Below are 24,963 nucleotides of genomic sequence, written 5' to 3'. Positions count from 1 at the left end.
ACCCAGGGCCAAGGCCGGACTAGAAGAGGAAGTCCGTGGTGAGGAAATCCGACTCTCTTCGGGTCAGGATGGATTGGACGAGCGCGGTGTTGTCCGGCGTCGTCTTCGTCGCCACCAGCGTGCGGATGGAGAACACCCGCAGCGCGTCCGCCACGGACAGCGTCCCTTCCGCGGAGTCCTTGCGGCCGTTGAACGGGAACGTGTCCGGCCCGCGCTGGCACTGGCAGTTGAGGTTGATGCGGCCCACCTGGTTGGAGAACGCGTCGATGAACCGCCCGACGCGCGCGGAGTCCTTCCCGAACAGGCTCAGCTGCTGACCGAACTGCGACTCCACCACCAGCCGCACGGCCTCCGCGTCGTCGTCGAAGACCATCACCGGCACCACCGGGCCGAACTGCTCTTCCGTGGCGAGCCGCATGTCGCGCGTGACCGGGTACACCACCGTGGGTGAATAGAACGACCGGGCCCCCTGCCCGCCCGTCTGGTTCACCACGCGCGCGCCCTTCGACACCGCGTCGTCCACCAGCCCCTGGAGGTATGTCGCCTTGCCCGGCTCCGGAAGCGGCGTGACGGCGACGCCCGGGTCCCAGGGCATGCCGGGCTTGAGCTTGTCCACGGCGGCGGTGAACTTCGCGAGGAACGCGTCCACGATGTTCCGGTGCACCACCAGCAGCTTGAGCGCCGTGCACCGCTGACCGTTGAAGGACAGCGTGCCGGTGATGCACTCCTTCACTGCGTTATCCAGGTCCGCATCCTCCAGGATGATGGCCGGGTTCTTCGCGTCCAGGCCCAGCACGGACTTGAGGCGGTGCGGCCGGGGGTGCATGCGCTTCAGCTCGCTGGCGCCCTTGTTGGTGCCAATGAAGGCGAACAGGTCCACCTGCCCGCTCTCCATCAGCGCGCCCACGGTCTCCCGGCCCCGGCCGTAGATGATGTTGATGACGCCGGGCGGGAAGCAGTCCCGGAACGCCTCCAGCAGGGGCCGCACCAGCAGCACGCCGAACTTCGCCGGCTTGAACACCACGGTGTTGCCCATCAGGAGCGCAGGGAAGAGCGTGCTGAAGGTCTCGTTGAGGGGGTAGTTGTACGGCCCCATGCACAGGGCCACGCCCATGGGCGCGCGGCGGATCTGCGCCATGATGCCCTGGTCCTGGACGAAGCGGGACGAGGTGCGATCCAACTCCTTCAGCGCGCGGATGGTCTCCACGATGAGGTCCACCGTGCGGTCGAACTCCTTCTCCGAGTCCGGCTGCGTCTTGCCAATCTCCCACATGAGGAGGTTCACCACGGCGGTGCGCTGGGCGCGCATGGCGATGAGGAAGCGCTCCACGTGATCGATTCGCTCGGCCACCTTGAGGGAGGGCCAGACGCCCCGGCCGGAGTCGTAGGCCTTCACCGCCGCCGCCAGCGCGTCCAGGGACTCACGAGAGGTGAGCAGCGGGGTCGCGCCAATGACCTTCTGCTTCAGCCCCTCCGGGGTCCGGACGAACACGGGGCTCGCCACCGGGTTGAGCTCGCCGGTCCAGGTGCGCAGCTCGCCTCCCACGAGGTACTCGCGCTGCTCCAGATAGGCAGGCAGCCGCACGCCGGGGGGAATCTGCTCTTCGGTGGGAAAGAGGGTGCCGAGTGCCGTCATGGACGGCCTTTCTAATCAGACACCGCGCCCCCGGCACGGTTTCCCTTCATGATGAAACCATGATGAGGAGACGAGCCCCCCATGCGGTTCGATGCGGGGCGCATCTGGATGATGGCTCCACCCTGATGCGCGAGAGGTGGTCCATGCTGAAGTCCCTCCTGAGAAGCACCCTGCCGTTGTTCCTGATGATGCCCGCCGAGCCCGTGCTGGCTCAGCCCGACGCGGGCACAGTCGGCAAGAGCGTCATCATCGGCACGGTGATTGACACCGAGACCAAGAAGCCCTTGCCGGACGTGGTCATCACCGCGACCTCCCCCAGCATGCAGGGCGAACAGTTGGTCGTCACGGACGTCCATGGGAACTACCGCATCCCCCAGCTTCCCGCGGGCACGTACACCCTGCGGTTCGAATTGGAGTCGTTCAGGCCTGTCGTCCGCCCTGAGCTCCAGCTACTCCTCAACCGCACCATCCGCGTGAACGTGGAGATGATCCCTGAGAGCTTCTCGTCGACGGAAACCCTGGTCGGCTCGCCCCCCGTCATCGACGTGGGCGGGACGAACCACGGCGTCAACGTGGACCAGGAGTTCATCAAGCGCATCGCGGTGGCGCGCCCGGTGGGCCAGGGCGGTGCGACGCGCAACTTCGAGTCCCTGGCGGAGTCGGCGGCGTCCGGCGCCCCTAACAGCAACAACGACCGCGCGCGCGCCCCGTCCTGGGCCCTGCCGTACATGCACGTCGTCGTCCCGGACGGCACGCCGCAGACGGTCTACCGCGCGCCCCAGGCCTCGGCGCTGCCGACGCCGCAGCCCGCGCCGGAGCGCACCGAGGCCCCGCAGGGTCAGCGCTTCTTCGACATGTACTTCAAGGGCTACGGCGTGAACCCCACCGTGGACACCGAGGAGGAGCGCTTCTCCACCTTCTCCGTGGACACGGACACGGCGTCGTACACGCTGACGCGCGCCTACCTGGAGCGCGGCGCGCTGCCGGACGAGCAGGCGGTGCGTGTGGAGGAGTTCGTCAACACCTTCGACTACGGCTACGCCAACGCCCCGGACGCGCCCTTCAGCGTGAACGTGGAGGGCTTCCCCTCCCCCGCGCGCAAGGGCTACCAGGTGGTGCACATCGGCGTGAAGGCGCGCGACGTGAGCCGCGCCGAGCGCAAGCCGGCGCACCTGGTCTTCGTCATCGACGTGTCCGGCTCCATGGCCATGGAGAGCCGGCTGGGCATGGTGAAGCGCTCGCTGCGATTGCTGGTGGATGCGCTGGATGAGCGGGACTGGGTGTCCATCGTCGTCTACGGAAGCACCGCCCATCAGGTGCTGGCCCCCACCAATGCCACGCAGACGGCCGTCATCCTGAGCGCCATCGACAGCGTCCAGGCAGAGGGATCCACCAACGCGCAGGCCGGCATGGAGTTGGGCTACGCGCTGGCCGCGAGCCACCTGGTGAAGGGCGGCATCAACCGCGTCATCCTCTGCTCGGATGGCGTGGCGAACAACGGCATCACCCAGGCGGATGGCATCTGGGCGCGGGTGAAGGAGCAGGCGGCGGCGGGCATCACCCTGTCCACCGTGGGCTTCGGCATGGGCAACTACAACGACGTGCTGATGGAGCGCCTGGCACAGGTGGGTGAAGGCAACTACTCCTACGTGGACAAGCTGGAGGAGGCCCGCCGCATCTTCGTGCAGAACCTCACCGGCACGCTCCAGGTGGTGGCCAAGGACGTGAAGCTCCAGGTGGAGTTCGACCGCAAGACGGTGTCCCGCTACCGCCTCATCGGCTACGAGAACCGGCTGCTCACCAAGCAGCAGTTCAACGACGACCGCGTGGACGCGGGTGAAGTGGGCGCGGGCCACGCCGTCACCGCGCTCTATGAAGTGAAGCTGCGCGACCCGGCTCAGACGAACTTCGGCACGCTGCGCATCCGCTACAAGGCCCCGGAGGGCGGCAGCTCGCGCCTCATCGAGAAGGCCATGCCCATGACGCTCCTGCGCCCCGCCTATGAGAAGGCCGCGTCCCCCACCCGCCTGTCCTACGTGGCCGCCGCCTTCGCGGAGAAGCTGCGCGGCTCCTACTGGGCGCGCCCGCTCACCTACGACGCGCTGGTGTCGCTGTGGGAGGAATTGGGCACGCCGCTGAAGTCCCGCACTGACGTGGTGGAGCTGGGCAACCTCATCCGGCTGGCGAAGAAGCTGGACCGCCGCGAGGACCGCTTCGAGTCCTTCGCGCCGGTGCGCACAATGGACGCCGACCGCGTCCCCACCATCAAGTAGGGACTGTCCGGATGCCGCGCAGGCTGCTGCCCACCCTCGTCGCACTCGTGCTCGGCCTCGCCGGGCTCGCGGTCGGCCTGGGCTATCTCCACCGCATCTTCGCCGCTGAACGCGAGGATGCTCGGGCCTCGCTCCGTTCCCGGCGCGAGGCCCTGGAGCAGTACGCCCGCGCGTCGTTGGGGCAGGCGCTGCGAGAGGGACTGGATGCCTCGCGTTCCACGCTCGCCGCGGCGAAGGAGGATCCGCTCGTGGCCACGCCGGGGCTGTACCTGCGGGAACAGGGGGAGCAGGTGCTGCCGCGGCTGGCTCTCTTCGATACGGCCGGGGACTCGCCCGCGAAGGACCGCTACGCGCGGCTGCGCGCGGGCACGGAGGTCGCGGACGAGGACGAGGGGCCCTGGAAGGAACGGCTGGAGCGGATGGCGCTGGTGGAGCAGTCGCTGAAGGCGAAGGACCGGCGGGCCACGCTGCTGTCGCTGATGGCGCTGCTCCAGCACCGCGCCCGCTTCGTGCTCGCGTCCACGAGGGACCTGCCCTCGATGCTGGTAGTGCTGGAGGACGTGGCGGCGCGGGGCGACGTGGTGCCGGACCTGATGCGGGCCCTGGTGCGCGACGGGCTGGTGGATGGACAGGGCGGAGGGCGGCTGGAGGGCTTGCAGCGGCTGCTGTTGCTCAAGCGCTCGCGCTTCACGCCAGAGGACTTCGACTTCCTGCGCGAAAAGGTGGTGGCGCTCTCCACGCGCGTGGGCGTGCCGGTGGCGGACTTCGAAGCGAGGACGCGCGAGCTGGCCGCGACGCCGCTGCTCCTTCCGGAGGACGTGCGGGAGCCGGTGCTGGCGGGGTCCGGCTGGTACCTGGAACCGCTCCAGGGGGCCGACGTACGCGGGCTGGCGCTGGACCTGTCAGGGCTCCTGGCGGGGCTCACCCGCGAGATGCGGGAGCGCGGCCTGCTGAAGGCGGACGGACACGTGGCCCTGCCGGGGGATGCGCCAGTACTGACGCTGGCGTCGCTGCCGGTGGCGGTGGAGTCGTCCGAGTGGACACGGGGCGAAGAGGCGCTGGAGAGCCGCTACCGGATCAAGACGCTGATGCTGGTCCTGTGCGCGGCGCTGGCGCTCACCATCGCGGTGCTGGCCTTCGTGGCGCAGCAGCGCAAGTACCGTTTCCTGGAGCTGAAGAGCGACTTCGTGGCCACGGTGTCGCACGAACTGCGCACGCCGCTGGCCTCCATCCGCCTGCTCGCGGAGACGCTGGAGTGGCGGGTGGCGGAGGGCGCGGACGCGAAGGACTACCCCGCGCGCATCATCCGCGAGGCGGACGGGCTGGGCTTCCTGGTGGAGAACCTCCTGTCCTTCAACCGCATCGACAAGGGGCGCTGGGTGCCGAAGCTCGCGCCGGTGCGGCTGGACGAGCTGGTCTCCAACCTGCGCCGGGACCTGGAGTCCGGCGCGCCGGTGCCGGTGGAGCTGACGGCGGACGTGGACGCTCGCGAGCTGAACGCGGACGCGCAGCTCCTGCGGCTCTTGCTGGCGAACCTGGCGCGCAACGCATGCGCGTACAACACCCGCAGCCCCGTGCGACTGCACGTCCAGACGCTGTCCGGAGGGCGAGTGCACTTCACGGACAACGGCACCGGCATCCCGGCGTCCGAGTGGGAGCACGTCTTCGGCGAGTTCTACCGGCTGTCCGGCCGCGACGGCCGCGAGGTCCCCGGCAGCGGGCTGGGGCTCGCGCTGTGCCGGAAGATTGCCCGGCTGCACGGAGGCACGCTGCGCGTAGCGGCCTCCAGCTCCGAAGGCACGACCTTCGAGCTGACCCTTCCCGAGTACCGCCCCGAGGCCCGGAGCAACGCATGACCATCGCCGCCCCCACCGTCCTCGTCGTGGAGGACGACCCGAACCTGCGGCTCGCGCTGCGTGACAACCTGGAGCACCAGGGCGGCTACGCCGTGGAGGAGGCCGCCACGGTGAAGGAGGCGCGCGAGCACCTGTCCCGCCGCGACTTCCAGCTCATCCTCCTGGACGTGATGCTGCCGGATGGAGACGGCTACTCGCTCTGCCGCGCGCTGCGAGAAGAAGGCCTGAGCGTACCGGTGCTGATGCTCACCGCGCGCACGCTGGAGGAGGACGTGGTGCGCGGCTTCGAGTCCGGCGCACAGGACTACCTGGGCAAGCCCTACCGGCTGCGCGAATTGCTCGCACGTGTGGGCGCCCACCTGAAGCGCGGTGGCGGTGTCGCCCCGGCGAAGGTCCTGCGCTTCGCGGGCTACAGCGTGGACCTGGACCGGCGGCGCGTGGATTCCCCCGAAGGCGCGGAGGTGGAGCTGACGCGCAAGGAGTTCGACCTACTGGCCTTCTTCCTGAAGGAGCGCGAGCGGGCGCTCAAGCGCGACGAAATCCTGGACGCGGTCTGGGGCACGGACGTGGTGGTGGACCCACACACCGTGGACAACTTCGTCTCCAGCCTGAAGCGCAAGCTCAAGTGGACCAGCGCCTCACGCTTCTCCATCCAGACCGTGCGAGGCGTGGGCTACCGGATGGAGATCGAGCGAGGCTCCTGACCGCTTGTCAGCCCCGGGACCGCGGGAAAGACTGGCCGCATGGCCTCCGCTCGCCGCGTCCTCGTCCCGCTGCCCGATCATGATTTCGATGTCACCGAGGTGGCCGTCCCCTGGCGCCTGCTCACCGACGCGGGCCACGAAGTGGTGTTCGCCACGGAGAAGGGCCACATGCCCGCCGCGGATCCGCGGCTGCTCACCGGCGTGCTCTTCGGACAGCTGGGCGCGGATCCGGAGCCCAAGCGCTTCTATGGCGACCTCACGCTCACGCAGGCCTTCCAGAAGCCTCTGACCTGGGACGCGGTGACGCCGTCGGATTTCGACGCGCTCCTGCTGCCTGGAGGCCACGCGCCGGGCATGCGGCAGTACCTGGGCAGCGGCGCGCTCCAGGCGAAGGTGGCGGCGTTCTGGGCGCTCCAGCGGCCCGTGGCGGCCATCTGCCACGGCGTGCTGGTGCTGGCGCGCACCAAGGACCCCGCCACCGGAAAGAGCGTGCTCCACGGCACGCGCACCACGTGCCTGCCCAAGTACATGGAGCGCTCCGCGTACCTGCTGACCGCGTGGAAGCTGGGCCGCTACTACCGCACCTATCCCGCGTACGTGGAGGAGGAGGTCGCCGCCGCGCTCGCGGACCCGAGCCACTTCGAGCGAGGCCCCCGCGTCCTGTCCAAGCGCGGCACCGCGACGGACCACGCGCCCGCCTTCGTGGTGGAGGACGGGCGCTACGTGTCCGCGCGGTGGCCGGGAGACGCGTACCTCTTCACGGAGCGCTTCCTGAAGCGCCTTTCGGATTCCCCGGATTGACTGGATATCTAGCCTGATGGCATGAAGCCAGGAGACTTTGTTCTCTCAGAAAACAAAGTCTACCTGGGACGTACAAATACACCTCCCAGGAGTTCCTCCATCTGCTGGCGGTACCCATGGGAGACGTCATGAGCCACAAGGGAATGATCCGCGGTCTGTCGTTGCTGGGAGTCGTGGGCGCGCTGGCGGGCTGTTCGGGGCCGGAAGCCGGAGACACCGCGCAAGAAGCCGTGGGCCAGGTGGAGAGCGCCGCCGTGGTGTCGACCATCACGGAGGGCGACTACGTCATCCGCTCGGTGCGGACGAACAAGTGCATCGACGTGGCGTCGTCCAGCACGGCGGACGGCGCGAAGGTGCAGCAGTGGGACTGCAACGGCACCAACGCGCAGAAGTTCCACATCTCGCCCACGTCCGGCGGGTTCTGGAAGATCATCAACGTCAACAGCGGCAAGGCCCTGGACATCGTGGGGGTGAGCACCGCGGAGAACGCCGTCCTCCACCAGTGGACCTACGTCGACGGCGCCAACCAGCAGTTCCAGTTCATCAACCGGGGCGGCACGCAGTTCAGCTTCCACCCGCGCCACACCGGCATGGCCATGGACCTGTCGTATGGCTCGCCGGACAACGGAACCCTCATCGTCCAGTACCCGTTCTACGCGGACCGCGACAACCAGCGCTGGACGTTCGACAAGGTCTCCGGCGGCGGGACCGGGGGCGGCTCGGGCTTCGGGGGCATCCTCACCCGCGACATGTTCAACACCATGTTCCCCGGCCGCAACGGCTTCTACACGTACGACGCGCTCATCGCCGCCGCGAATGGCTTCCCGGGCCTGGCGACGACGGGTGACACCGACACGCGCAAGCGCGAGGTGGCCGCCTTCCTGGCCAACGTGTCACACGAGACGGGCGGGCTCGTGTACATCGAGGAGATCAACAAGGGCGACTACTGCGACACTTCGTGGGGCCCTCCGGGGTGCAGCTGCGCCCCGGGCAAGCGGTACTTCGGACGCGGACCCATGCAGCTGTCGTGGAACGGCAACTACTGCGCGGCGGGCAACGCGCTGGGCCTGCCGCTCCAGTCGAACCCGGACCTGCTGGCCCAGGACGCGAACGCCGCGTGGCGCACGGGCTTCTGGTTCTGGACCACGCAGAACGGCGCGGGCTCCATGACGGCCCACAACGCCATCGTCAACGGCGCGGGCTTCGGTGAGACCATCCGCACCATCAACGGGTCGGTGGAGTGCTATGGCCGCAACCCCGGCCAGGTGCAGAGCCGCATCGACAAGTACCTGCAGTTCTGCTCCCTGCTCGGCGTGAGCCCCGGCACCAACCTGGGGTGCTAGGCCCCGATGCGGGTGGCGCTCAGCGCCTCTGGCGAGCGCCACCTGCATCCGTCAGACACGCCCCTAGCGGGCGGGCGTCTGATTGCGCCAGATGAGCAACACCTGGTTGATGGTGTTCACCCACCGCCGCGCGGCGTCCGCGTCCTCGTAGATGCCGTCCTTCATCAGCTTGAAGACGAAGTCGTTGCCGTCCTGGAGGAGCAGCCGGATGCCATCGCCCTTCCAGAAGCTCTCGCGCACCTCCGCGCGGGCAATGTCCTTCAAGTAGAAGTTGAAGAGCAGCGTGCCGTTGGCGTCTTCGGCGAAGACGCGCTTGCTGGTCATCGTCGCCAGGTAGGTGCCGAAGAACGTGTCATCGGGCCTCCGCGTCGCCACCAGCGACTGCATCTGGATGTCTTCCTTCGGGGCCAGCACGACCTTCGTCTTCATGACTCCCCCTCCTCGGACCTGCCGCCCTGGAACAGCGGGCCCTCCTTGTAGAGCTCTGTGTATCCACACGTGTCACAGACCGCGGCGAACAACGAAAGGACCTGCGGATTCGCGAAGCTGTCGTCCGGCTGCAAGGTGTAGCGGCTGGCGGGGACGGTCAGCAGGGTGTTCGGGCAGTTGATGCAGAGGAGGGTCTTCGACTCCTTCTGCACAGGATGTGCGCGCAGGGGCATGGACTCAGTCCTCGGTGATCTTGTTGTGGCCGCGAGGCGTGTTCTTGTTGATCTTGTCCCGCGCCGCCTGGTCCTTCATCCGCGCGATGTCCGCCTGCGTCTGCTCGTGGCGGTTCGAATCGATCCGGTCATAGGCGTCGTCCATGACGGCCCCCAGTCCCCGTCCCACCACGGCAGCCCCGCCAATGGCCTTCCCCACGCCCCGCACGACCGAGCCGCTGCCCGGATACACGAGGTCCGCCACGCCGGAGACCACGCCCACGGCCCCCGCGACCTTGCCGATGACGTCGTAGGTCTTGTCCCGCTGCTGCTGGCTCGCGGAACGGCCATTCCCCGCGGCCTCGATGCCGGCCATGACCGGGTCCTCCGCCGGCTCCTCCCCCGAGGAGGGCATGCTGAAGGGGTCTTCCGTCTGGGAGCGGTTGCCCCCGAAGAAGCCCCCCTCGTCATCCGGCATGACGGCCGGCATCTGCAAATCCGCCTGGCCTCCGGGACGCCGGAGCGGCTCGGGAGCGTCGGAGAAGAACCCCGCTCCGGGCTTCCGGCCCGGGTGCGGAAACTCCTCCTGGGGCGGGGTGGGTACGCGCGGACGCAGCCGCACCTCTTCCACCCGCGCGGTGTTGGACTGCGGAGCCTCGTCCTCTTCGTCGAAGAAGCCAGCCATGTTTCCCCCTCATGGGATTATTCCCACGGAGCTGCACTCCCAATCCTGGGCCGCGAAGTGCGACCCCGTCAAGACAGGGGGTAGAGGGGGGACGCGGCGGGTCCGCCGTCAGGGAAGCTGGCCCAGCAGCTCGAAGAGGGCCTCGCGCGTCAGCCCTGCCGCGTCGCGAGCCACCGTCTCCAGCATCCCCCTGGCCCGGCCCAGCCGGGCCGGATCCGCTTCCTCCAGCGCGGCCACGGCGGCCTCCTGGAGTTCGCGCGACGCGGCCGGGCCCAGCTGGCCCTTCAGCAGGAAGAGGGCCTCCGCCGCCGGAGCGCCGGAGCGAACCAGCGCCACGGCGGAGCGGGCCGCGACGTGCGGACTCTCGTCACGGAGGTGCTCGCGCAGGGCCGCGATGGCCTCGGGCGACAGCGGACCGCTCAACCCCAGCAATGCCGCCGCTTCCTGCCGGATGGGGGCTTCCGGCGCGGTCAGCGGGCGCAGCAGCGCGGACTCCAGGTCCGGCAACGCGGGCGCGGGCCGCGCCTCTCCGTTCAACTCCTCCAGCAGGCCCCGCAGCGACACCAGGGCCAGGTAGAGGCGCGCTCCGTCTGAATCGCGCACCTGATCCAGCAGCCGGGGCGCGGTGAGGTCCGGCGCCAACGGGGCGAGCGCGGCCAGGGACTCCAGCGCGGAGAGGGCCACGGCCTCCTCGTCCTCCAGGAGCGCCAGCAGCTGGCGCAGCTCCGGCGCCGCGGCGGTTCCCAGCCGGCCCACGACGCGCGCCATGGCGCCGCGCACGGAGGCCCTCGGGTGCTGGAACAGCCCGTCCAGCGCGGCGAGCTGGAAGGGATCCACCCGGCACACCCCGGCGAGCACGCTCGCGGCGTTCTCCAGCGCCGGAGCGTCCGCCTCCATCCGCGTCAGCGAAGCCAGCACGCTCTGGACGGCGAGCCCGGTGAGGCCCGGCTGCGGAGGCCACCAGCTGCGCTGCAACAGGAACAGCAGGGGCTCCGTGACCGCCGTCCCGGGCCGCCCCAGCTCCTCCAGGAGCGCCCGCGCGGTCCGCTCCCGCGCCTCCGGCTCACCGGACACCAGCAACTCCTCCAACGCCGACTGCGCCTCCTCGCGTGTTCCCGCATCGCGCGAGGAGAGCCGCCCCAACCCTTCCTCCACCGTGCGGACACGGCCCTTGCTGCGCTCCGAAGACATGGCTCCACGCTAGCGCAACACCCCGGGGGCCCGGGGCGTCACGCTAGGGGGAGACCTCCGTGGCGTGCCCCTCTGGGTCCACGTCGAAGTGGAGCGTGCCCCGGTTCTTGCCCACCACGTACAGGGCGTAGCGGCCCCCGGGTTGGAGCGCCCGGGGCCCGTCCAGCACGGTGAAGCCGGGGGGCGCCTCGCCGTACGTCAGCGAGGCCACACTGGCCGTGTCGCCGTACGGCTCCGCCCGCAGCTGCCAGTACATCTCCCCCGCCCGGTCCAACACCTGGACGGTGGTGTAGCGGGGGCGATCCGCGTGCTCCGGATCCTCCACGGTGAAGCGCGGAGCGGGCAGCTGCCGCGCGCCCTCCAGCAGGGACACCTGGAGGACCGGACGGCACGCGGTGAGCAGCAGGAGCAGGACCCAGGCCCACCCCAGGTTGGCGAGGCGCGGCGACCGCATGGCCTACGGGGCTCCCTTTCCGGCCCGCACCTGGGCGATGGCCGCTTCAATCTGCGCCGTGTAGTCCTTGCCGTTGAAGTGGAAGCCGGCGGCGGGGTTGGCGAAGTAGCCCGCGAGCTGGGCCTGCTGGAGGAACTCCGCCTGCTGCTCGGGGTTGAGCTCGCTCCAGGGCTTGCCCGCGTCCAGGCCCTTCTCGAAGTCGTAGCCGTCTCCGATGTGCTGGGCCACCAGGGCTTCGCTCATGTAGTCCGTGCCGCCGTTCTGGTGCTGCCAGACGTGCGCCGACTCGTGCACCAGCAGGTCCGGCGTCAGGGGCAGGTTGTCCGGCGGGATGTAGATGGTGTTGCCGTGGGTGAACGCGCGCCCGGTGGTGCTGAAGAGGCCGGAGTTGCCCTCCTTGATGCGCATCTGCGAGTAGTCGATGGAGTCCCCGTAGACACTGCGCAGCGTGGCGATCTCACTGTCCGACAGCTTGCGCGCGGGCGGCTCCACGCCAATCAGCGTCTGGATGGCGCTCAGGGCCCGTCCGCCCATCATCAGCAAGGCATCCACCGGCGTCTGCACGACGGTCTTCAGCAGGCCCAGCCCCATCTGCTTGAAGCCTTCACCAAACTTGCCCTGGAACAACTTGCCGATGCCGCCGAAGAAGGTGCCCACCCCCTCTCCGATGTTGCGGAACGCGCCCACCACGGTGCTGGTGGCCCCGGTGAGAAGGCTGCGCAGGCCATCGCCCGCGCGGTTGGCCACGTTCTTCACGCCGCTCCAGACGGTCTTCGCCGCGTTGCCGACCCAGTTCGCCGCGGTGGTGACCGCGCCACCCACCGCCTTGGCCGCCGTGGTGACCGCGCCACCCACCGCCTTGGCCGCCGTGGTGACCGCGCCACCGATGGCGTTGCCCACGGCCTTGGCCGCGTCACCAATGGCCTTGAAGGGGTTCCAGAACTCGACCTCCTTCGCCTTGCCGTCCACGACGATGGTGCCCTTGTCGTTCTCCGCGCGGATGTCCGCCACCTGCTTCGAGGACAGCTTCTCCCCGGACAGGATGCGGCGGAACAGCTCGCCCTCGTCGCCCTGGGCGTCCTCGGTGTTGAGCTTCGTGTCCAGGTGGTGGCCCGCCTCCTCCACGTAGGTGGAGGCCGCCAGCGACGGATCCAGCGACTCATTGATGAGCACCGTGCCGGATTCCGCGTCGTAGGCGCCGTTGGCCCCGTTCAGCGTCTCCGCGGACACCGTGCGCACCGGCGGCAGCCAGCCGAAGTCGCCCTTCAAGGCCTGCTGTCGGAACTGCTCGGCCTTGGCGGCGTCGTAGCCCTCGCCGTAGACCGTCCGCATCGTCTCGTGGAACTTCTGCTTGTCCGACGCCAGCGCGCCGAACTCACGCTTGAGCGTGGACGTCACGTCCGGCTGCTTGGAGACGAACGCGCTCTGCTCGGAGAAGCCCGCCCGGCGAGCCGCCACCTCCGGAGCACGCGCCGGCGTCCCCTGCGTCGTATTGCCTTGTGCCGTTCCCGCCGCGAGCCCCTTGCGAGGCTCCTGCGGCGGTACCCTGGATTGAATCCGCAGCGTCATGACATCCCCCCTCAGTCAGCATGAAAACCCAGGACACAGCGTAAACCCTGGCTGACTCGGGGTGACATACGACGAACGGCCGATACACGGCTCGTTACACCTGAGCAATCTGGATGAGATTGCCGCAGGTGTCCTCGAAGACAGCGACGGTGACGGGGCCCATGACGGTGGGCTTGCTGCGGAACACCACGCCGAGTTTCACCATGCGTTCATATTCCGCCTGACAGTCGTCGACGCCGAACGACGTCAACGGGATGCCCGTGTCGAACAGCGCCTTCTGGAACACGCGCGCGGGCGCGAAGCCCATGGGCTCCAAGAGAATCTGCGTGCCCTCCGGCGCGTCCGGCGCGACGACGGTCAGCCACCGGTCCTTGGGACCCATGGGGACGTCTACCTTCAGCACGAAGCCCAGGACCTCCGTGTAGAACTTCAAAGCCCTGGACTGGTCATCCACCATCACGCTCGTCACGCTGATCTTCATTTCGTGTCTCCTGGGTGTTTCGCCGGTTCCGTCCACTGCGTGAAGCGTGCTGGGGCTAGGGCCGCACGCTCAGGGAAAAGTCCGCGCCGCGCCGCTTGAGCGCGCAGTCGACGGCGGGCGGGTGCGAGGGGTCCTGGAGGAAGGCCTCCACGATGCTCACGCCGCACGTGTTGAAGGAGGCCGCGTGGCTGCGGCCCCGCATGTCGACGGGGTACGCGTTGGGCATCGAATCGAGCAGCCGGTGACCCCATTCCGGAGGCGTGTCCGGGTCGAACTCGCCCGCGAAGACGAGCGCCGGCACGTCGCTCTTCACCGGCTCGTTCTCCACAGCGGGCGCGGCGGTGACGTTCCACGCGCGGCACTCCTGCGGTGAAGCCGTCCCCTCATTCACTCCGCCCAGGCCCATGGCGGGCGCGAGCTGCGCGGCGATGCGCCCCGCGTCCTCGAACGGCATTTCCTCGGCGCACCAGACTGAATAGCGCAGGCCCCAGGCCATGGACGAAGGCCCCTGGTTGTCGCGGATCAGCCCGCTCAGGGCCTCGAAACGCCCCTCGGAGGCGTCCACGATGAGCCTGGGAATGAGGGGGATCTGCACGGGTTCGTGCATGGCGGAGTAGACGGCCTCCACCACCTGCGCGCCCCGGACCTCCACCGGTCCGCCGCCCGCCCGGATGGCCAGCTTCAAGGGGCGGCGGTCCGCGTCGGCCACCAGCTTCGTGAAGCGGGCGCGCAGGTCGGGATACCTTGCGCCGCACTGGCGGTCCACCGCGCACCCGTCGAACACCTGGTTCAGGACACGCAGCACGTTCGTCGCGGAGACCTCGTCGAAGTTCACCTCCGGCGGCAGCACCGAATCCAGCACGACGCTCCGGACGCCAGCGGGATGCCGCCGCAGCACGGTCAACATCAGCCGCGTGCTGTAAGACACGCCATAGAGGTTCCACCGCGCCACGCCGAGCACCTTGCGGAGATCCTCGATGTCATCCGCGGCGGCCTCGCTGGTGTAGCCGTCCAGGTCCACGCCCGACGCGGTCAGCACCGCCCGGCAGCGTCCCGCGGCCTGCGTCAGCGCGGTGGTCGCCGCCGGCCCGCGCAGCCTGCCCGCGGCCAGCTCGCCCCTGAGGGTGGAGGTCTCCGGGCACTGGAGCGACGGCTGCGCGAACTTCGCGCCGCGCTGCTCCAGGACGATGTAATCGCGCTGGTCCAGGAGCTTGTTGTTCTTGCCGGAGGTGAAGTGCTCGACCGCGCTGAGGCCCGGGCCCCCGGGCATGAACAGCACCGGATCCGCCAGGGGCTTCGCGGCACGGCTGCGGAAGAGGGTCACGGGAAGGCGGATGGAGCGGCTGTCCGCCTTGTGCCGGTTCTCCGGCACCACCAGCAGGCCGCAGTCGATGCGCTCCGTAGCGGCGACCTCCACGGCACAGGCGCCTGGCTCGAAGCGGGGAACCACTGGAGCCGGTTCAGCCCCGGCCCTCCACGAGAGCAACAGCACCGCGACGAAGAGGGGCAAGCGCATGCGCTCCGTTAAACCAGCACCCGGCGGCACAGGTCCACCGCCCCACCGCCCTCGATGTCCCCCTGCGCTCAGCGGTGCCGCACGCCGTGCCGGAAGCAGTCCACGGTGTGGTCATCCACGATGCCCGTGGCCTGCATCCACGCGTAGACGATGACCGGCCCCACGAACTTGAAGCCGCGCTGCTTGAAGGCCTTGGCGTACGCCTCCGACAGCTCCGTCTTCGCCGGCACGTCGCCCCGGCCCTTCCACACATTGCGGATGGGCTTACCGCCCGCCATCCCCCAGACGAACGCGGAGAAGTCCTCGCCCGCCTCCTGCATCTTCAAGTAGGCGCGCGCGTTGCCGATGGTCGCTTCAATCTTCGCGCGAGCCCGGACGATGCCTTCGTCCGCCATCAGGCGCGTGACGTCCTTCTCCGTGAAGCGCGCCACCACCTTCGGGTCGAAGCCCTTGAACGCCTTCCGGAAGGCCTCGCGCTTGCGCAGGATGACAATCCAGGCGAGCCCCGCCTGGAAGCCCTCCAGCATCAACATCTCCCAGAGCGCGCGGCTGTCGCGCACAGGCACGCCCCACTCCTCGTCGTGGTAGGTCTGGTACAGCGGATCCGCTCCCACCCACACGCAACGCTGTTGCATCCGCGCTCCTCGCTGGTTCGCGGCAGGGGCTATCACGAAGACTGAACAGGCGACCAGTCCCGTCGTCTGTCCTTTCAGCGCGGGCGCGTCAGCAGCGCGAACAGCCCGTCGCTCCACCACCGGCCGCGCAGCCCCGGCATGAACCGCTGCCAGTACACGCTGCTGCGGGGAATCCGCCCGGGCAACGGATAGTCGAAGTCGATGGACTGGAAGCCCGCCTCCACGGCCATGCGCCGCGCGTCCAGTTCCGTAATGGGCGTGATGTGTCCGGAGTCCCGGTAGTCCTGCTCGCAGAACGCGGGGAAGTAGCCCCGGACCAGGAAGGACAACCTTGCCGTCAGGCTGTCGTTGTTGGGCGTGGTGAAGAAGAGGTGGCCTCCGGGCTTGAGCACGCGGAAGGCCTCCTTCACGAAGTGGCGCGGGTTGGCCAGGTGCTCCAGCACTTCGATGGCGAACACCCAGTCCACCGACCCGTCGCCCCACGGCAGCGCGTCCCGGGACACGTCCCGCAGCTGGAACTCCACGCCCGGCAGGCGGCTGGCGCCCGCGTCGTGGATGTCCGTGCTGAGGATGCGCTCGACGGCGGGGTTCTGCCGCAGCCGGCGGATCCACCCGCCACTGCCCGAGCCCACGTCGAGCACCACGCCAAAGGCCCGCTGCCCCGCCACGCTCCAGGCCGCGTCCCGCAGCGGCTCCGGGGACAGCCCGTCCTGACGCTGCGCGTAGGCGACGGCATCATGGCCCATCGGTCCCGTGTTGCCCTTCACATCTGGCTCCATGCGCGGAGAGTCTAGCCTCCGGAGCGCCGGGATGCGCAGATGAAGGAAAGCTCTGCTCTCCGCGCGAAACGCTATCATCCGCGCGCCAGGTGCTACCGGGAGGCACGCATGGGACAGGAAGTGGATGTCATTGTCGTGGGCGGAGGGCTCGCGGGACTCGTCGCCGCGACCGAGCTCGCGGATGCGGGCAAGCGCGTCGCCGTGGTGGACCAGGAGGGACCGCAGAACCTGGGCGGCCAGGCGTTCTGGTCGTTCGGCGGCCTGTTCCTCGTGGACTCGCCCGAGCAGCGGCGCATGGGCATCAAGGACTCCCACGAGCTCGCGATGGTGGACTGGATGGGCACCGCGGCCTTCGACCGCGAGGAGGACCACTGGCCGCGTCAGTGGGCGGAGGCCTTCGTCAACTTCGCCGCGGGCGAGATGCGCCCCTGGCTGGTCCAGCAGGGCATGAGCTGGTTCCCCGTGGTGGGCTGGGCGGAGCGAGGCGGCTACGGCGCCGTGGGCCACGGCAACTCCGTCCCCCGCTTCCACGTCACCTGGGGCACCGGCCCCGGCGTGCTGGAGCCCTTCGTCCGCCGCGCCAAGGCGGCCGAAGCCAAGGGCACCCTCACCTTCCACTTCCGCCACCGCGTGGACGAGCTGCTCACGCAGAACGGCGCGGTGGTGGGCGTGCGCGGCATGGTGCTGGAGCCCACGGACGTCCCCCGCGGAGCCAGCAGCTCGCGCGTGACGACGGGCGACTTCGAGCTGCGCGCGAGCGCGGTCATCGTCACGTCCGGCGGCATTGGCGGCAACCACGAGCTGGTGCGCAAGGCGTGGCCCGAGCGCATGGGCCCCGCGCCGAAGTTCATGATTCAGGGCGTGCCCGACCACGTGGACGGCCGGATGATCGCCATCACGGAGGCCGCGGGCGGGCGCCTCATCAACCGCGACCGCATGTGGCACTACACGGAGGGCCTGCGGAACTGGAACCCCATCTGGCCCCGTCACGGCATCCGCATCCTGCCGGGCCCCAGCTCGCTGTGGCTGGACGCCACCGGCAAGCGCCTGCCGCCGCCGCTGTTCCCCGGCTTCGACACGCTGGGCACGCTGGAGCACATCCTCAAGACGGGCCACGAGCACACCTGGTTCATCCTCAACCAGTGGATCATCAAGAAGGAGTTCGCGCTCTCCGGTTCGGAGCAGAACCCGGACCTCACGGGCAAGGACTGGCTGGGCGTGCTCAACCGCGCCGTGGGCAAGAAGGCCATGGGCCCGGTGGAGGCCTTCAAGGAGAAGGGCGAGGACTTCGTCATCTCCAACAACCTGCGCGACCTGGTCGCCGGGATGAACGCGAAGACGGAAGCCCCGCTGCTGGACTTCGCCACGGTGGAGCGCGAGGTGAAGGCCCGCGACCTCCAGATGGACAACCCCTTCAGCAAGGACCTGCAGCTCGCGGCCATCCGCCAGGCGCGCAACTACCGGGGCGACAAGCTGGTGCGCACCGCGAAGCCGCACCGCATCCTGGACCCCAACGCGGGGCCGCTCATCGGCGTGAAGCTGAACATCCTCACGCGCAAGACGCTGGGCGGCTTCGAAACGGACCTCCAGGGCCGCGTCTTCAACGCCCAGGGGAAGACCATCCCAGGGCTCTATGCGGCAGGTGAGGTGGCCGGCTTCGGAGGCGGTGGCGTCCACGGCTACCGCGCCCTGGAAGGCACGTTCCTGGGAGGCTGCATCTTCTCCGGCCGCACCGCGGGCCGGGCCGCCTCGGGGAATGTGTAGTCATGGGCGGTGACGGGCAGGGGCGCGTCAAGGCCCCTGCCCCTCCGGGCGTCCTCAGGCGGCGGCCTGGAAGGGCCACGGAGTGGAGCGCGCCCCGGCCATCCAGTTGTCGTGCCGGCCGTCCCAGTACTTGAAGGTGAGCAGCGACGGGTCCACGTCATCCAGCGTGTTGACGTAGATGGAGACGAACTTCCCGCCCAGCTCCGGGACGTCGCCGTCGCCGAAGCACACGACGCCGCAGCGGCCGCAGAAGCTGCGCGTGTTGGGGCTGCCGTCGCGCCCGTACTTCTTGATGGCGTCCTGGCCCTTGAGGAGCCGGAAGGCGTCCGGCTTCATCCCCGCGCCGCCGCCGTAGCCGTACTTCATGCAGATGGTGCAGTTGCAGCGGGTCACGCCCGCCAGGTCCGCGGTGGCCTCGTAACGCACGGCACCACACAGGCAGCCGCCCGCGTAGGTGTGCACGCCGCTCAGGGCAGGGGTCTTCTGAAGGTCGTTCTGGGTCATGGCGGAATCTCCGGTGCCGCGTTGTGGGAACGAACCCAATGTCGCCCCTGGCCGTGACAGCCTTATGTCAGGTTTGTCGCCCGCCTCTGTTGAACCCGGCGGGGCCTGGCCCAGAGTGCCCCGGTCCGCCATTCCCGGAGGCCGCATGCCCGCGTGGAAGTCCCTGTCCCGTGTCCTTGCCCCGACGTTGCTCCTGCCGCTGCTGGGGGCCGCGCCGCCCGCCACCCTGCCCGCCACGAAGCCCGCTTCAGCGGTGAAGGCGGTCGCGGGCGCGACGGGGGCCCGGCCGTCGAAGCAGTACTCGGTGGAGCAGTTCATGGGGTCCACGGAGGTGATGGCCCCGGTCTTCACCTCGGATGGCAAGCAGTTGCTCTTCTCGTCGAACGCGTCCGGCATCTTCAACGTGCACAGCGTGCCGGTGGGTGGGGGCAAGCCCACCGCGCTGACGCGCTCGAAGACGGACAGCATCCGGGTGGTGGGGGCCTTTCCTCGCGACAGCCGATTCCTCTTCGAGCGCGACAAGGGCGGCGATGAGCAGACGCACGTCTACGTGCGCACGCCGGACGGCAAGGAGAAGGACCTCACGCCCATGAAGCAGGGCGTGGCCGGCTTCCTGGGCTTCAGCCACGACGACAGCGCGTTCTACATCACCACCAACGAGCGCGATCCGGGCGCCATGGACGTGTACCGCTATGACGTGAAGACGTACGCGCGCACGCTCCTGGCCCAGAACGACAAGGGGTTCAGCGTCGCCGCCGTGGCCCCGGACGAGAGCTGGGTGGCGCTGGAGGAGGCGGTCACCACGTCGGACGGCAATGTGTGGCGCTACGACGTCGCGACGAAGACGCTGAAGAACCTCACGCCCCACACGGGCGCGGCCAGCTACCGGGTGGGGGACATCCACCCCGTCACCGGGGAGCTGTACGTCATCACGGACGACGGCTCGGAGTTCACCCGGGTGGTGCGCCCTGCGAAGGAGGCCGGCAGGTGGGAGGACGTGGAGAAGGCGGACTGGGACATCTATGGCACGCACTTCTCGCGTTCGGGGGCGTTCCGCGTCTCCATCATCAACGTGGACGCGGGCATCGAGGTGCGCCTGCACGACGTAAAGGCCGGCACCCAGGTTCCTCTGACGCAGCTCCCCGCCGGGATGATCTCCGACGTCGTCTTCTCCCGTGACGAGAAGCAGCTGGCGGTCCAGGTGGAGACGGACCGCACCTCCGCGAACCTCTATGTCCTGGACCTGGCCACGAAGAAGACCCGGCGCGTGACGGACACGATGAGCCGCGAGCTCGACTCCGAGGACCTGGTGGACGCGCAGGTGGTGCGCTTCAAGTCCTTTGACGGGATGGAGATCCCCAACCTGCTCTTCAAGCCGCATCAGGCGACGGCGGAGCACAAGGCCCCCGCCATCGTCTACGTGCACGGCGGTCCCGGCGGCCAGACGAGCCGGGGCTACAACAACTTCGTCCAGTACCTGGTGAACCGCGGCTACGTGGTGCTGGGCATCAACAACCGGGGCAGCGCCGGCTACGGCAAGACGTTCCTGAGGGCGGACGACCAGAAGCACGGCAAGGATCCGCTGCGCGACTGCGTGGAGGCGCGCAAGTACCTGGCGAGCCTGCCGTACGTGGACGGCTCGCGCGTGGGCATCCTCGGCGCCAGCTACGGTGGCTACATGGTGCTGGCGGCGCTCGCCTTCCACCCGGACGCCTTCGACGTGGGCGTGGACGTCTTCGGCCCCTCCAACTGGCTGCGCACGCTCAAGAGCATGCCGCCCGAGTGGGGCGCCTTCCGTCAGGCCATGTTCCAGGAGATGGGCAACCCGGAGACGCAGGAGGTGATGCTCAAGGACATCTCCCCCTTCTTCCACGCGGAGCGCATCAAGAAGCCGCTGTTCGTCGTGCAGGGCGCCAACGACCCGCGCGTTCCCCAGGCGGAGTCTGACGACATCGTGGCGGCGGTGAAGAAGAACGGCGTGCCCGTGGAGTACCTGCTGCTCCCCGACGAGGGACACGGCTTCAAGAAGAAGAAGAACGAGGCGGAGGTGGACCGGCGCATCCTGGAGTTCTTCGACCGCTACCTGAAGTCCGCCACCGCCACGGTCCCCAAACCCTGAGGGGCGCTTTACAGTACATGCACATGCAGGTATTTCTTCCGACATGACGACTTCCGTCCGCCGGCCTTGCGTCCTGCTGTCCGCGCTGTTGGGTCTGTCCCTGGGGTGCGCCACCGCGCGTCCCCAGGCCGCCTCGGCTCCCGTGGAGACACCGGCGTCGGCGCCCGAGCCACTCGTGGCCCAGGAGGCGGACGCGGTCTTCACCGGCCACCGCTTCCAGGACGGGACGGTGCTGCCGGAAGTTCGCATCCACTACGCGACGCTGGGCACGCCGCGCCGGGACGCCTCCGGCGCGGTGACCAACGCGGTGCTGCTCCTGCACTGGACGAGCGCGAGCGGCGAGGTGCTGCGGAGCAAGCCCTTCCAGGACGCGCTGTTCGCGCCGGGCCGTCCGCTGGACGCGACGAAGTACTTCCTCATCTTCCCGGACAGCGTGGGCCACGGCCGCTCCAGCAAGCCGAGCGACGGCCTGCGCATGAAGTTCCCGGCCTACGGCTACCGGGACATGGTGGAGCTCCAGCACCAGCTCGTGACGCGGACGCTGGGCATCCGCCGCCTGCACGCCATCGTGGGCCTGTCCATGGGCGGTATGAACGCGTGGCAGTGGAGCGAGCTGTACCCGGACGCGGTGGAGGGAGTGATGCCCATCGTGTCCCTGCCCACGCGCATCGCGGGGCGCAACCTGCTGTGGCGGCGCTTCGTGTCGGGGCAGATTCGCAACGACCCGGAATGGAAGGACGGCCTCTACACCGCGCCGCCCCGAGGCTGGCTGGAGGCGTTCCCGGTCTTCCGGATGATGCTGGACGGGGTGCCGCACCTGCAGGCCACGCTGCCGGATGCACAGGCGGCGGATGCCTTCATCTCGACGGCGCGGGCGCAGGCGGCGGGCATGGACGCCAATGACATCCTGTACTCGCTGGAGTCCTCGCGGGACTACGACCCGGAGGGCGCGCTCGGGGACATCCAGGCCCGCGTGTTCGCGCTCAACTTCTCCGACGACGAGTTCAACCCTGTCTCCCTGCGCACGCTGGAGACGTTGATGCCGAGGGTGAAGCGCGGCCGCTTCGTGGTGCAGGAAGGCAGCGCGAGTTCCTTCGGCCACTTCACCCAGGCACACCCGGAGCTGTGGGCGGATCAGGTCGCCGCGTTCCTGAAGTTCCTCGAGGAGGGGTGAGCCGTGGGGATGCGCTCAGCGTCCGCTGCGGCGAGTTTTGCCCTTGGGAGCCGGAGGGGCTTCGGCCTCCGCTTCGGCTTCGCCCAGTCCCGTCCGGGAGACGGCGGCCAGCAGGTCCCGCAGCGCGGTGGCCTGGGTGTTGCCCACGGCGTTCTCGAAGTCCGACTGGGCGCGCAGCCACAGGGGCCGGGCCTTGCGGTAGATGCCCTGCCCTTCCGGGGTGATGGCGATGGCGCGCTGGCGCCGGTCGGTGCGGCCCACCTCCAGCACCACGAAGCCGTCCTTCAAGAGAGGCTTCAGGTTGTGGGTGAGCGTGGAGGGGTCCATGACGAGCTGATCCGCCAGCGCGTTCACGGTCAGCGGGCCCTGGGTCTGGACGCGGTGGAGGATGGAGTACTGCGTGGTCCGGATGCCGCTGGGCGCGAGCACCTGATCATAGAACTGCGTGACGTGGCGGCTGGCCTGCCGCAGCGCCAGGCAGTTGCAGAGGGTGCGCTGGAGATCGTCTTGGGACATCGCTGCCGGGAAGTATACGTGGGCCCGGGCGTGGCCGCTTGAAGGAGACACCGTCATGAGGACACACCGGTTTCATTATGCGTGGGTGATGGCCGCGGCCATCTTCGTGGTGCTCCTGTGCGCGGCGGGCGTGCGGGCGACCCCGAGCGTCTTCATCGTCCCGCTGGAGCGGGAGTTCGGCTGGAGCCGGGCCCTCGTCTCCTCGGCCGTGTCGGTGAACCTGGTGCTCTACGGGCTCGTGGGGCCGTTCGCCGCGGCGCTGATGCAGAAGTTCGGCATCCGGCGCACGACGCTCGTGTCCCTCTGCATCATCGCGGTGGGCGTGGCGCTGACGAACTTCATCCGCGCGCCGTGGCAACTGCTCCTCTTCTGGGGCGTGCTGGTGGGGCTGGGCACGGGGACGACGGCGATGGTGCTGGGCGCCACGGTGGTGCAGCGTTGGTTCGTCGCGAGGCGCGGGCTGGTGATGGGCGTGCTGACCGCGAGCACGGCCACGGGGCAACTGGTGTTCCTGCCGTTGCTCGCGATGCTGGTGGAGCACCACGGCTGGCGCGTCGTGTCCTTCACCGTGGCGGGCGTGGTGGCGTGCGTGATTCCGCTCGTCGCATGGCTCGTGCGCGACAGGCCGTCGGACGTGGGGCTGAAGCCATACGGAGCCGCGCCGGAGGACGAGGAGGTGAAGCCATCCAGCATGAATCCCCTGGCCAACGCGTTGGGCGCGCTGGGGCGGGCTTCGCGCAAGCGGGACTTCTGGCTGCTCGCGGGGAGCTTCTTCATCTGCGGCGCGACGACGAACGGGCTGGTGGGCACGCACCTGATTCCGGCGTGCATGGACCACGGCATCCCGGAGGTGCGCGCGGCGGGGTTGCTCGCGCTGATGGGCATCTTCGACCTGGTGGGAACGACGGCGAGCGGCTGGATGTCGGACCGCTTCGACAACCGCTGGCTGTTGTTCTGGTACTACGGCCTGCGAGGGCTGGCGCTGCTCTACCTGCCGAGCGCCTTCGAGATGTCCCTCTTCGGCCTGCCATTGTTCGCGGTGTTCTACGGCCTGGATTGGATCGCCACGGTGCCACCGACGGTGCGCCTGACGACGCAGACGGTGGGCGCGGAGGATGGGCCCATCGCCTTCGGCTGGGTGGTGGCCGCGCACCAGGTGGGCGCGGGCCTGGGAGCGCTGGGCGCGGGCGTCATCCGCACGTCGCTGGAGACGTACACGCCCGCCTGGGTCGTCGCGGGCGTCATCTGCCTCGCGGCGGCGCTGGTGGTGCTGCGCATCGGACGTGGCTCCGCTTCATCACCGCCAGTGGTGGGCGCGCCCGCGACGCACTGAAGGACCTCAGTCCGAGCCCAGCAACACGACCTTGCCCACCGTGCGCCGCCCCTCCAACTGGCGGTGGGCCTCTTCCGCGCGAGACAGCGGCAGCGCCAGGCCCACCAGGATGTGCAGGCGCCTCGCCACGACCTCCGCCAGCAGCGCCTCTCGCGCCTTGCGTTGCACCTCCGGGGGCGTGGGCGTGCGCAGCCAGTAGGCGCCCACGGTGAGTGACTTCGCGTAGAGCGACTCCACCTCCACGTGCGGCGGATGGCCGCTGGCGTTGCCGTAGCTCACCAGGTGTCCGAAGGGTGCCAGCGCATCCATGCTGGCCTTCCAGGTGCTCGCGCCCACGGAGTCCAGCACGCGCTCCACGCCGCGCCCCTGCGTCAGCTCGCTCACGCGCGCCGCGACGTCTTCCTGGTCGTAGCGGATGACGGCGTCCGCGCCCACGCCCCTCGCGAGCTTCGCCTTCGCCTCGCCCGACACCGTACCGATGACCCGCGCTCCCGCCGCCTTCGCCAGTTGCACCGCGAGCAGCCCCACGCCTCCGGCCGCCGCGTGGATGAGCACCGTCTGCCCCGCCTCCACGCGCCCCACGGTGTGCACCACGTGGTACGCCGTCAGCCCCTGCACCAGCAGCCCGGCGGCCTCCTCGAAGGACACCTCCGGCGGCAGCACCAGCAGTTCATCGACCGACGCGAGGGCGGCCTCCGCGTAGGCCTCCTTCGTCAGGGCGACCACGCAGCGGCCCACCCAGGATGCGTCCACACCGGGCCCCACCGCTCGCACCACGCCCGCGGCCTCGCTGCCCAGGATGCGCGGCAGGGGCGCCTGGGCGTCGTACAGCCCGCGGCGGCGCTCGGTGTCCGCGAAGTTCACGCCCGCGGCATGGACTTGCACGAGGACCTGGCCCGGCCCGGGCACGGGCTCCGGCGCGTCCTCCCAACGGAGGACCTCTGGCCCTCCCACCTGGTGGTAGCGGATGGCTTTCATGCGCGGATTCC

Annotated in this window: 23 protein-coding genes; 9 read left to right on the top strand and 14 right to left on the bottom strand. The window is 69.3% G+C overall.

Features of this window, described 5'->3' with window-relative positions:
• Positions 1-19: 19 nt before the first annotated feature.
• Positions 20-1,636 carry an NADP-dependent glyceraldehyde-3-phosphate dehydrogenase gene (locus D7Y04_RS06775; protein ID WP_121758673.1) on the bottom strand — a complete coding sequence of 539 codons (1,617 nt, stop codon included), beginning with the start codon at positions 1,634-1,636 and terminating at the stop codon, positions 20-22.
• Between the two features lie 143 nt (positions 1,637-1,779).
• Here D7Y04_RS06775 and D7Y04_RS06770 point away from each other — a divergent pair, with 143 nt between their 5' ends.
• The 5 genes from D7Y04_RS06770 to D7Y04_RS06750 all read left to right on the top strand — a co-directional run bounded on the left by D7Y04_RS06770 (position 1,780) and on the right by D7Y04_RS06750 (position 8,613).
• Positions 1,780-3,909, top strand: a complete 2,130-nt coding sequence (locus D7Y04_RS06770; protein WP_199749625.1) for a von Willebrand factor type A domain-containing protein — start codon at positions 1,780-1,782, stop codon at positions 3,907-3,909.
• Between the two features lie 11 nt (positions 3,910-3,920).
• Positions 3,921-5,765, top strand: a complete 1,845-nt coding sequence (locus D7Y04_RS06765; protein ID WP_121758672.1) for a HAMP domain-containing sensor histidine kinase — start codon at positions 3,921-3,923, stop codon at positions 5,763-5,765.
• A complete protein-coding gene (locus tag D7Y04_RS06760; RefSeq protein WP_121758671.1) occupies positions 5,762-6,469 on the top strand; it encodes a response regulator transcription factor in 708 nt (235 codons plus the stop codon). Before D7Y04_RS06765 ends, D7Y04_RS06760 begins: the two co-directional genes overlap by 4 nt.
• A 39-nt stretch (positions 6,470-6,508) precedes the next feature.
• Positions 6,509-7,270 carry a type 1 glutamine amidotransferase domain-containing protein gene (locus tag D7Y04_RS06755; RefSeq protein ID WP_121758670.1) on the top strand — a complete coding sequence of 254 codons (762 nt, stop codon included), beginning with the start codon at positions 6,509-6,511 and terminating at the stop codon, positions 7,268-7,270.
• Between the two features lie 128 nt (positions 7,271-7,398).
• A complete protein-coding gene (locus tag D7Y04_RS06750; RefSeq protein ID WP_120595231.1) occupies positions 7,399-8,613 on the top strand; it encodes an RICIN domain-containing protein in 1,215 nt (404 codons plus the stop codon).
• A gap of 63 nt (positions 8,614-8,676) precedes the next feature.
• Here the strand turns inward: D7Y04_RS06750 and D7Y04_RS06745 are convergent, their stop codons facing one another.
• The 10 genes from D7Y04_RS06745 to D7Y04_RS06700 all read right to left on the bottom strand — a co-directional run bounded on the left by D7Y04_RS06745 (position 8,677) and on the right by D7Y04_RS06700 (position 16,564).
• The gene (locus tag D7Y04_RS06745) at positions 8,677-9,042 is read right to left on the bottom strand and encodes a hypothetical protein (RefSeq protein ID WP_120595199.1); all 366 of its coding nucleotides are present in this window, start codon (positions 9,040-9,042) and stop codon (positions 8,677-8,679) included.
• On the bottom strand, positions 9,039-9,275 hold the full coding sequence (locus D7Y04_RS06740) for a hypothetical protein (RefSeq protein WP_121758669.1): 237 nt from the start codon (positions 9,273-9,275) through the stop codon (positions 9,039-9,041). Before D7Y04_RS06740 ends, D7Y04_RS06745 begins: the two co-directional genes overlap by 4 nt.
• Positions 9,276-9,279: 4 nt before the next feature.
• Positions 9,280-9,939 carry a hypothetical protein gene (locus D7Y04_RS06735; RefSeq protein WP_121758668.1) on the bottom strand — a complete coding sequence of 220 codons (660 nt, stop codon included), beginning with the start codon at positions 9,937-9,939 and terminating at the stop codon, positions 9,280-9,282.
• Positions 9,940-10,047: 108 nt separating this feature from the next.
• The gene (locus D7Y04_RS06730) at positions 10,048-11,130 is read right to left on the bottom strand and encodes a hypothetical protein (RefSeq protein ID WP_121758667.1); all 1,083 of its coding nucleotides are present in this window, start codon (positions 11,128-11,130) and stop codon (positions 10,048-10,050) included.
• Between the two features lie 43 nt (positions 11,131-11,173).
• Entirely contained in the window at positions 11,174-11,584 is a 411-nt protein-coding gene (locus D7Y04_RS06725) for a hypothetical protein (protein ID WP_120597594.1), read from the bottom strand.
• 3 nt (positions 11,585-11,587) lie between these two features.
• The gene (locus D7Y04_RS45070) at positions 11,588-13,153 is read right to left on the bottom strand and encodes a hypothetical protein (RefSeq protein WP_199749624.1); all 1,566 of its coding nucleotides are present in this window, start codon (positions 13,151-13,153) and stop codon (positions 11,588-11,590) included.
• A 94-nt stretch (positions 13,154-13,247) separates the two neighbouring features.
• Positions 13,248-13,634: a VOC family protein gene (locus D7Y04_RS06715; protein WP_121758666.1), complete on the bottom strand. Its 387-nt coding sequence runs from the start codon at positions 13,632-13,634 to the stop codon at positions 13,248-13,250.
• A gap of 55 nt (positions 13,635-13,689) precedes the next feature.
• A complete protein-coding gene (locus tag D7Y04_RS06710) occupies positions 13,690-15,150 on the bottom strand; it encodes an alpha/beta fold hydrolase (protein ID WP_121758665.1) in 1,461 nt (486 codons plus the stop codon).
• A gap of 68 nt (positions 15,151-15,218) precedes the next feature.
• On the bottom strand, positions 15,219-15,785 hold the full coding sequence (locus D7Y04_RS06705) for a DNA-3-methyladenine glycosylase I (protein WP_120597597.1): 567 nt from the start codon (positions 15,783-15,785) through the stop codon (positions 15,219-15,221).
• A 74-nt stretch (positions 15,786-15,859) separates the two neighbouring features.
• Entirely contained in the window at positions 15,860-16,564 is a 705-nt protein-coding gene (locus D7Y04_RS06700) for a bifunctional 2-polyprenyl-6-hydroxyphenol methylase/3-demethylubiquinol 3-O-methyltransferase UbiG (RefSeq protein WP_158627450.1), read from the bottom strand.
• Between the two features lie 108 nt (positions 16,565-16,672).
• Between D7Y04_RS06700 and D7Y04_RS06695 the strand changes: the two genes are divergently transcribed.
• Positions 16,673-18,328 (top strand): FAD-binding dehydrogenase, encoded by a 1,656-nt coding sequence (locus D7Y04_RS06695; RefSeq protein ID WP_121758663.1) that lies wholly within the window; start codon positions 16,673-16,675, stop codon positions 18,326-18,328.
• 54 nt (positions 18,329-18,382) lie between these two features.
• On the opposite strand, the gene D7Y04_RS06690 is transcribed toward D7Y04_RS06695, so the two are convergent.
• Complete coding sequence (locus tag D7Y04_RS06690; RefSeq protein WP_121758662.1) at positions 18,383-18,832, bottom strand: GFA family protein; 450 nt, start codon at positions 18,830-18,832, stop codon at positions 18,383-18,385.
• A gap of 145 nt (positions 18,833-18,977) precedes the next feature.
• Here D7Y04_RS06690 and D7Y04_RS06685 point away from each other — a divergent pair, with 145 nt between their 5' ends.
• Together D7Y04_RS06685 and D7Y04_RS06680 are read left to right on the top strand one after the other, a co-directional pair.
• Positions 18,978-20,951, top strand: coding sequence for a S9 family peptidase (locus tag D7Y04_RS06685; RefSeq protein ID WP_121758661.1), 1,974 nt, complete (start codon positions 18,978-18,980; stop codon positions 20,949-20,951).
• Positions 20,952-20,994: 43 nt separating this feature from the next.
• Positions 20,995-22,125, top strand: coding sequence for an alpha/beta fold hydrolase (locus D7Y04_RS06680; protein ID WP_121758660.1), 1,131 nt, complete (start codon positions 20,995-20,997; stop codon positions 22,123-22,125).
• A gap of 15 nt (positions 22,126-22,140) precedes the next feature.
• Here D7Y04_RS06680 and D7Y04_RS06675 read toward each other — a convergent pair whose 3' ends face one another.
• Positions 22,141-22,641 carry a MarR family winged helix-turn-helix transcriptional regulator gene (locus D7Y04_RS06675; protein WP_120597607.1) on the bottom strand — a complete coding sequence of 167 codons (501 nt, stop codon included), beginning with the start codon at positions 22,639-22,641 and terminating at the stop codon, positions 22,141-22,143.
• A gap of 55 nt (positions 22,642-22,696) precedes the next feature.
• Here D7Y04_RS06675 and D7Y04_RS06670 point away from each other — a divergent pair, with 55 nt between their 5' ends.
• Positions 22,697-23,974 carry an MFS transporter gene (locus D7Y04_RS06670; RefSeq protein ID WP_121758659.1) on the top strand — a complete coding sequence of 426 codons (1,278 nt, stop codon included), beginning with the start codon at positions 22,697-22,699 and terminating at the stop codon, positions 23,972-23,974.
• Between the two features lie 6 nt (positions 23,975-23,980).
• On the opposite strand, the gene D7Y04_RS06665 is transcribed toward D7Y04_RS06670, so the two are convergent.
• On the bottom strand, positions 23,981-24,952 hold the full coding sequence (locus D7Y04_RS06665) for a quinone oxidoreductase (protein WP_121758658.1): 972 nt from the start codon (positions 24,950-24,952) through the stop codon (positions 23,981-23,983).
• Positions 24,953-24,963 lie beyond the last annotated feature (11 nt).

Origin of the sequence: Corallococcus sp. AB038B (genome assembly GCF_003668955.1) — a bacterium.
In the GTDB taxonomy this organism is placed as follows: domain Bacteria; phylum Myxococcota; class Myxococcia; order Myxococcales; family Myxococcaceae; genus Corallococcus; species Corallococcus exiguus.
Note: the sequence above shows the minus strand (reverse complement) of the source record. Positions and strands in the feature narration are given on the sequence as shown.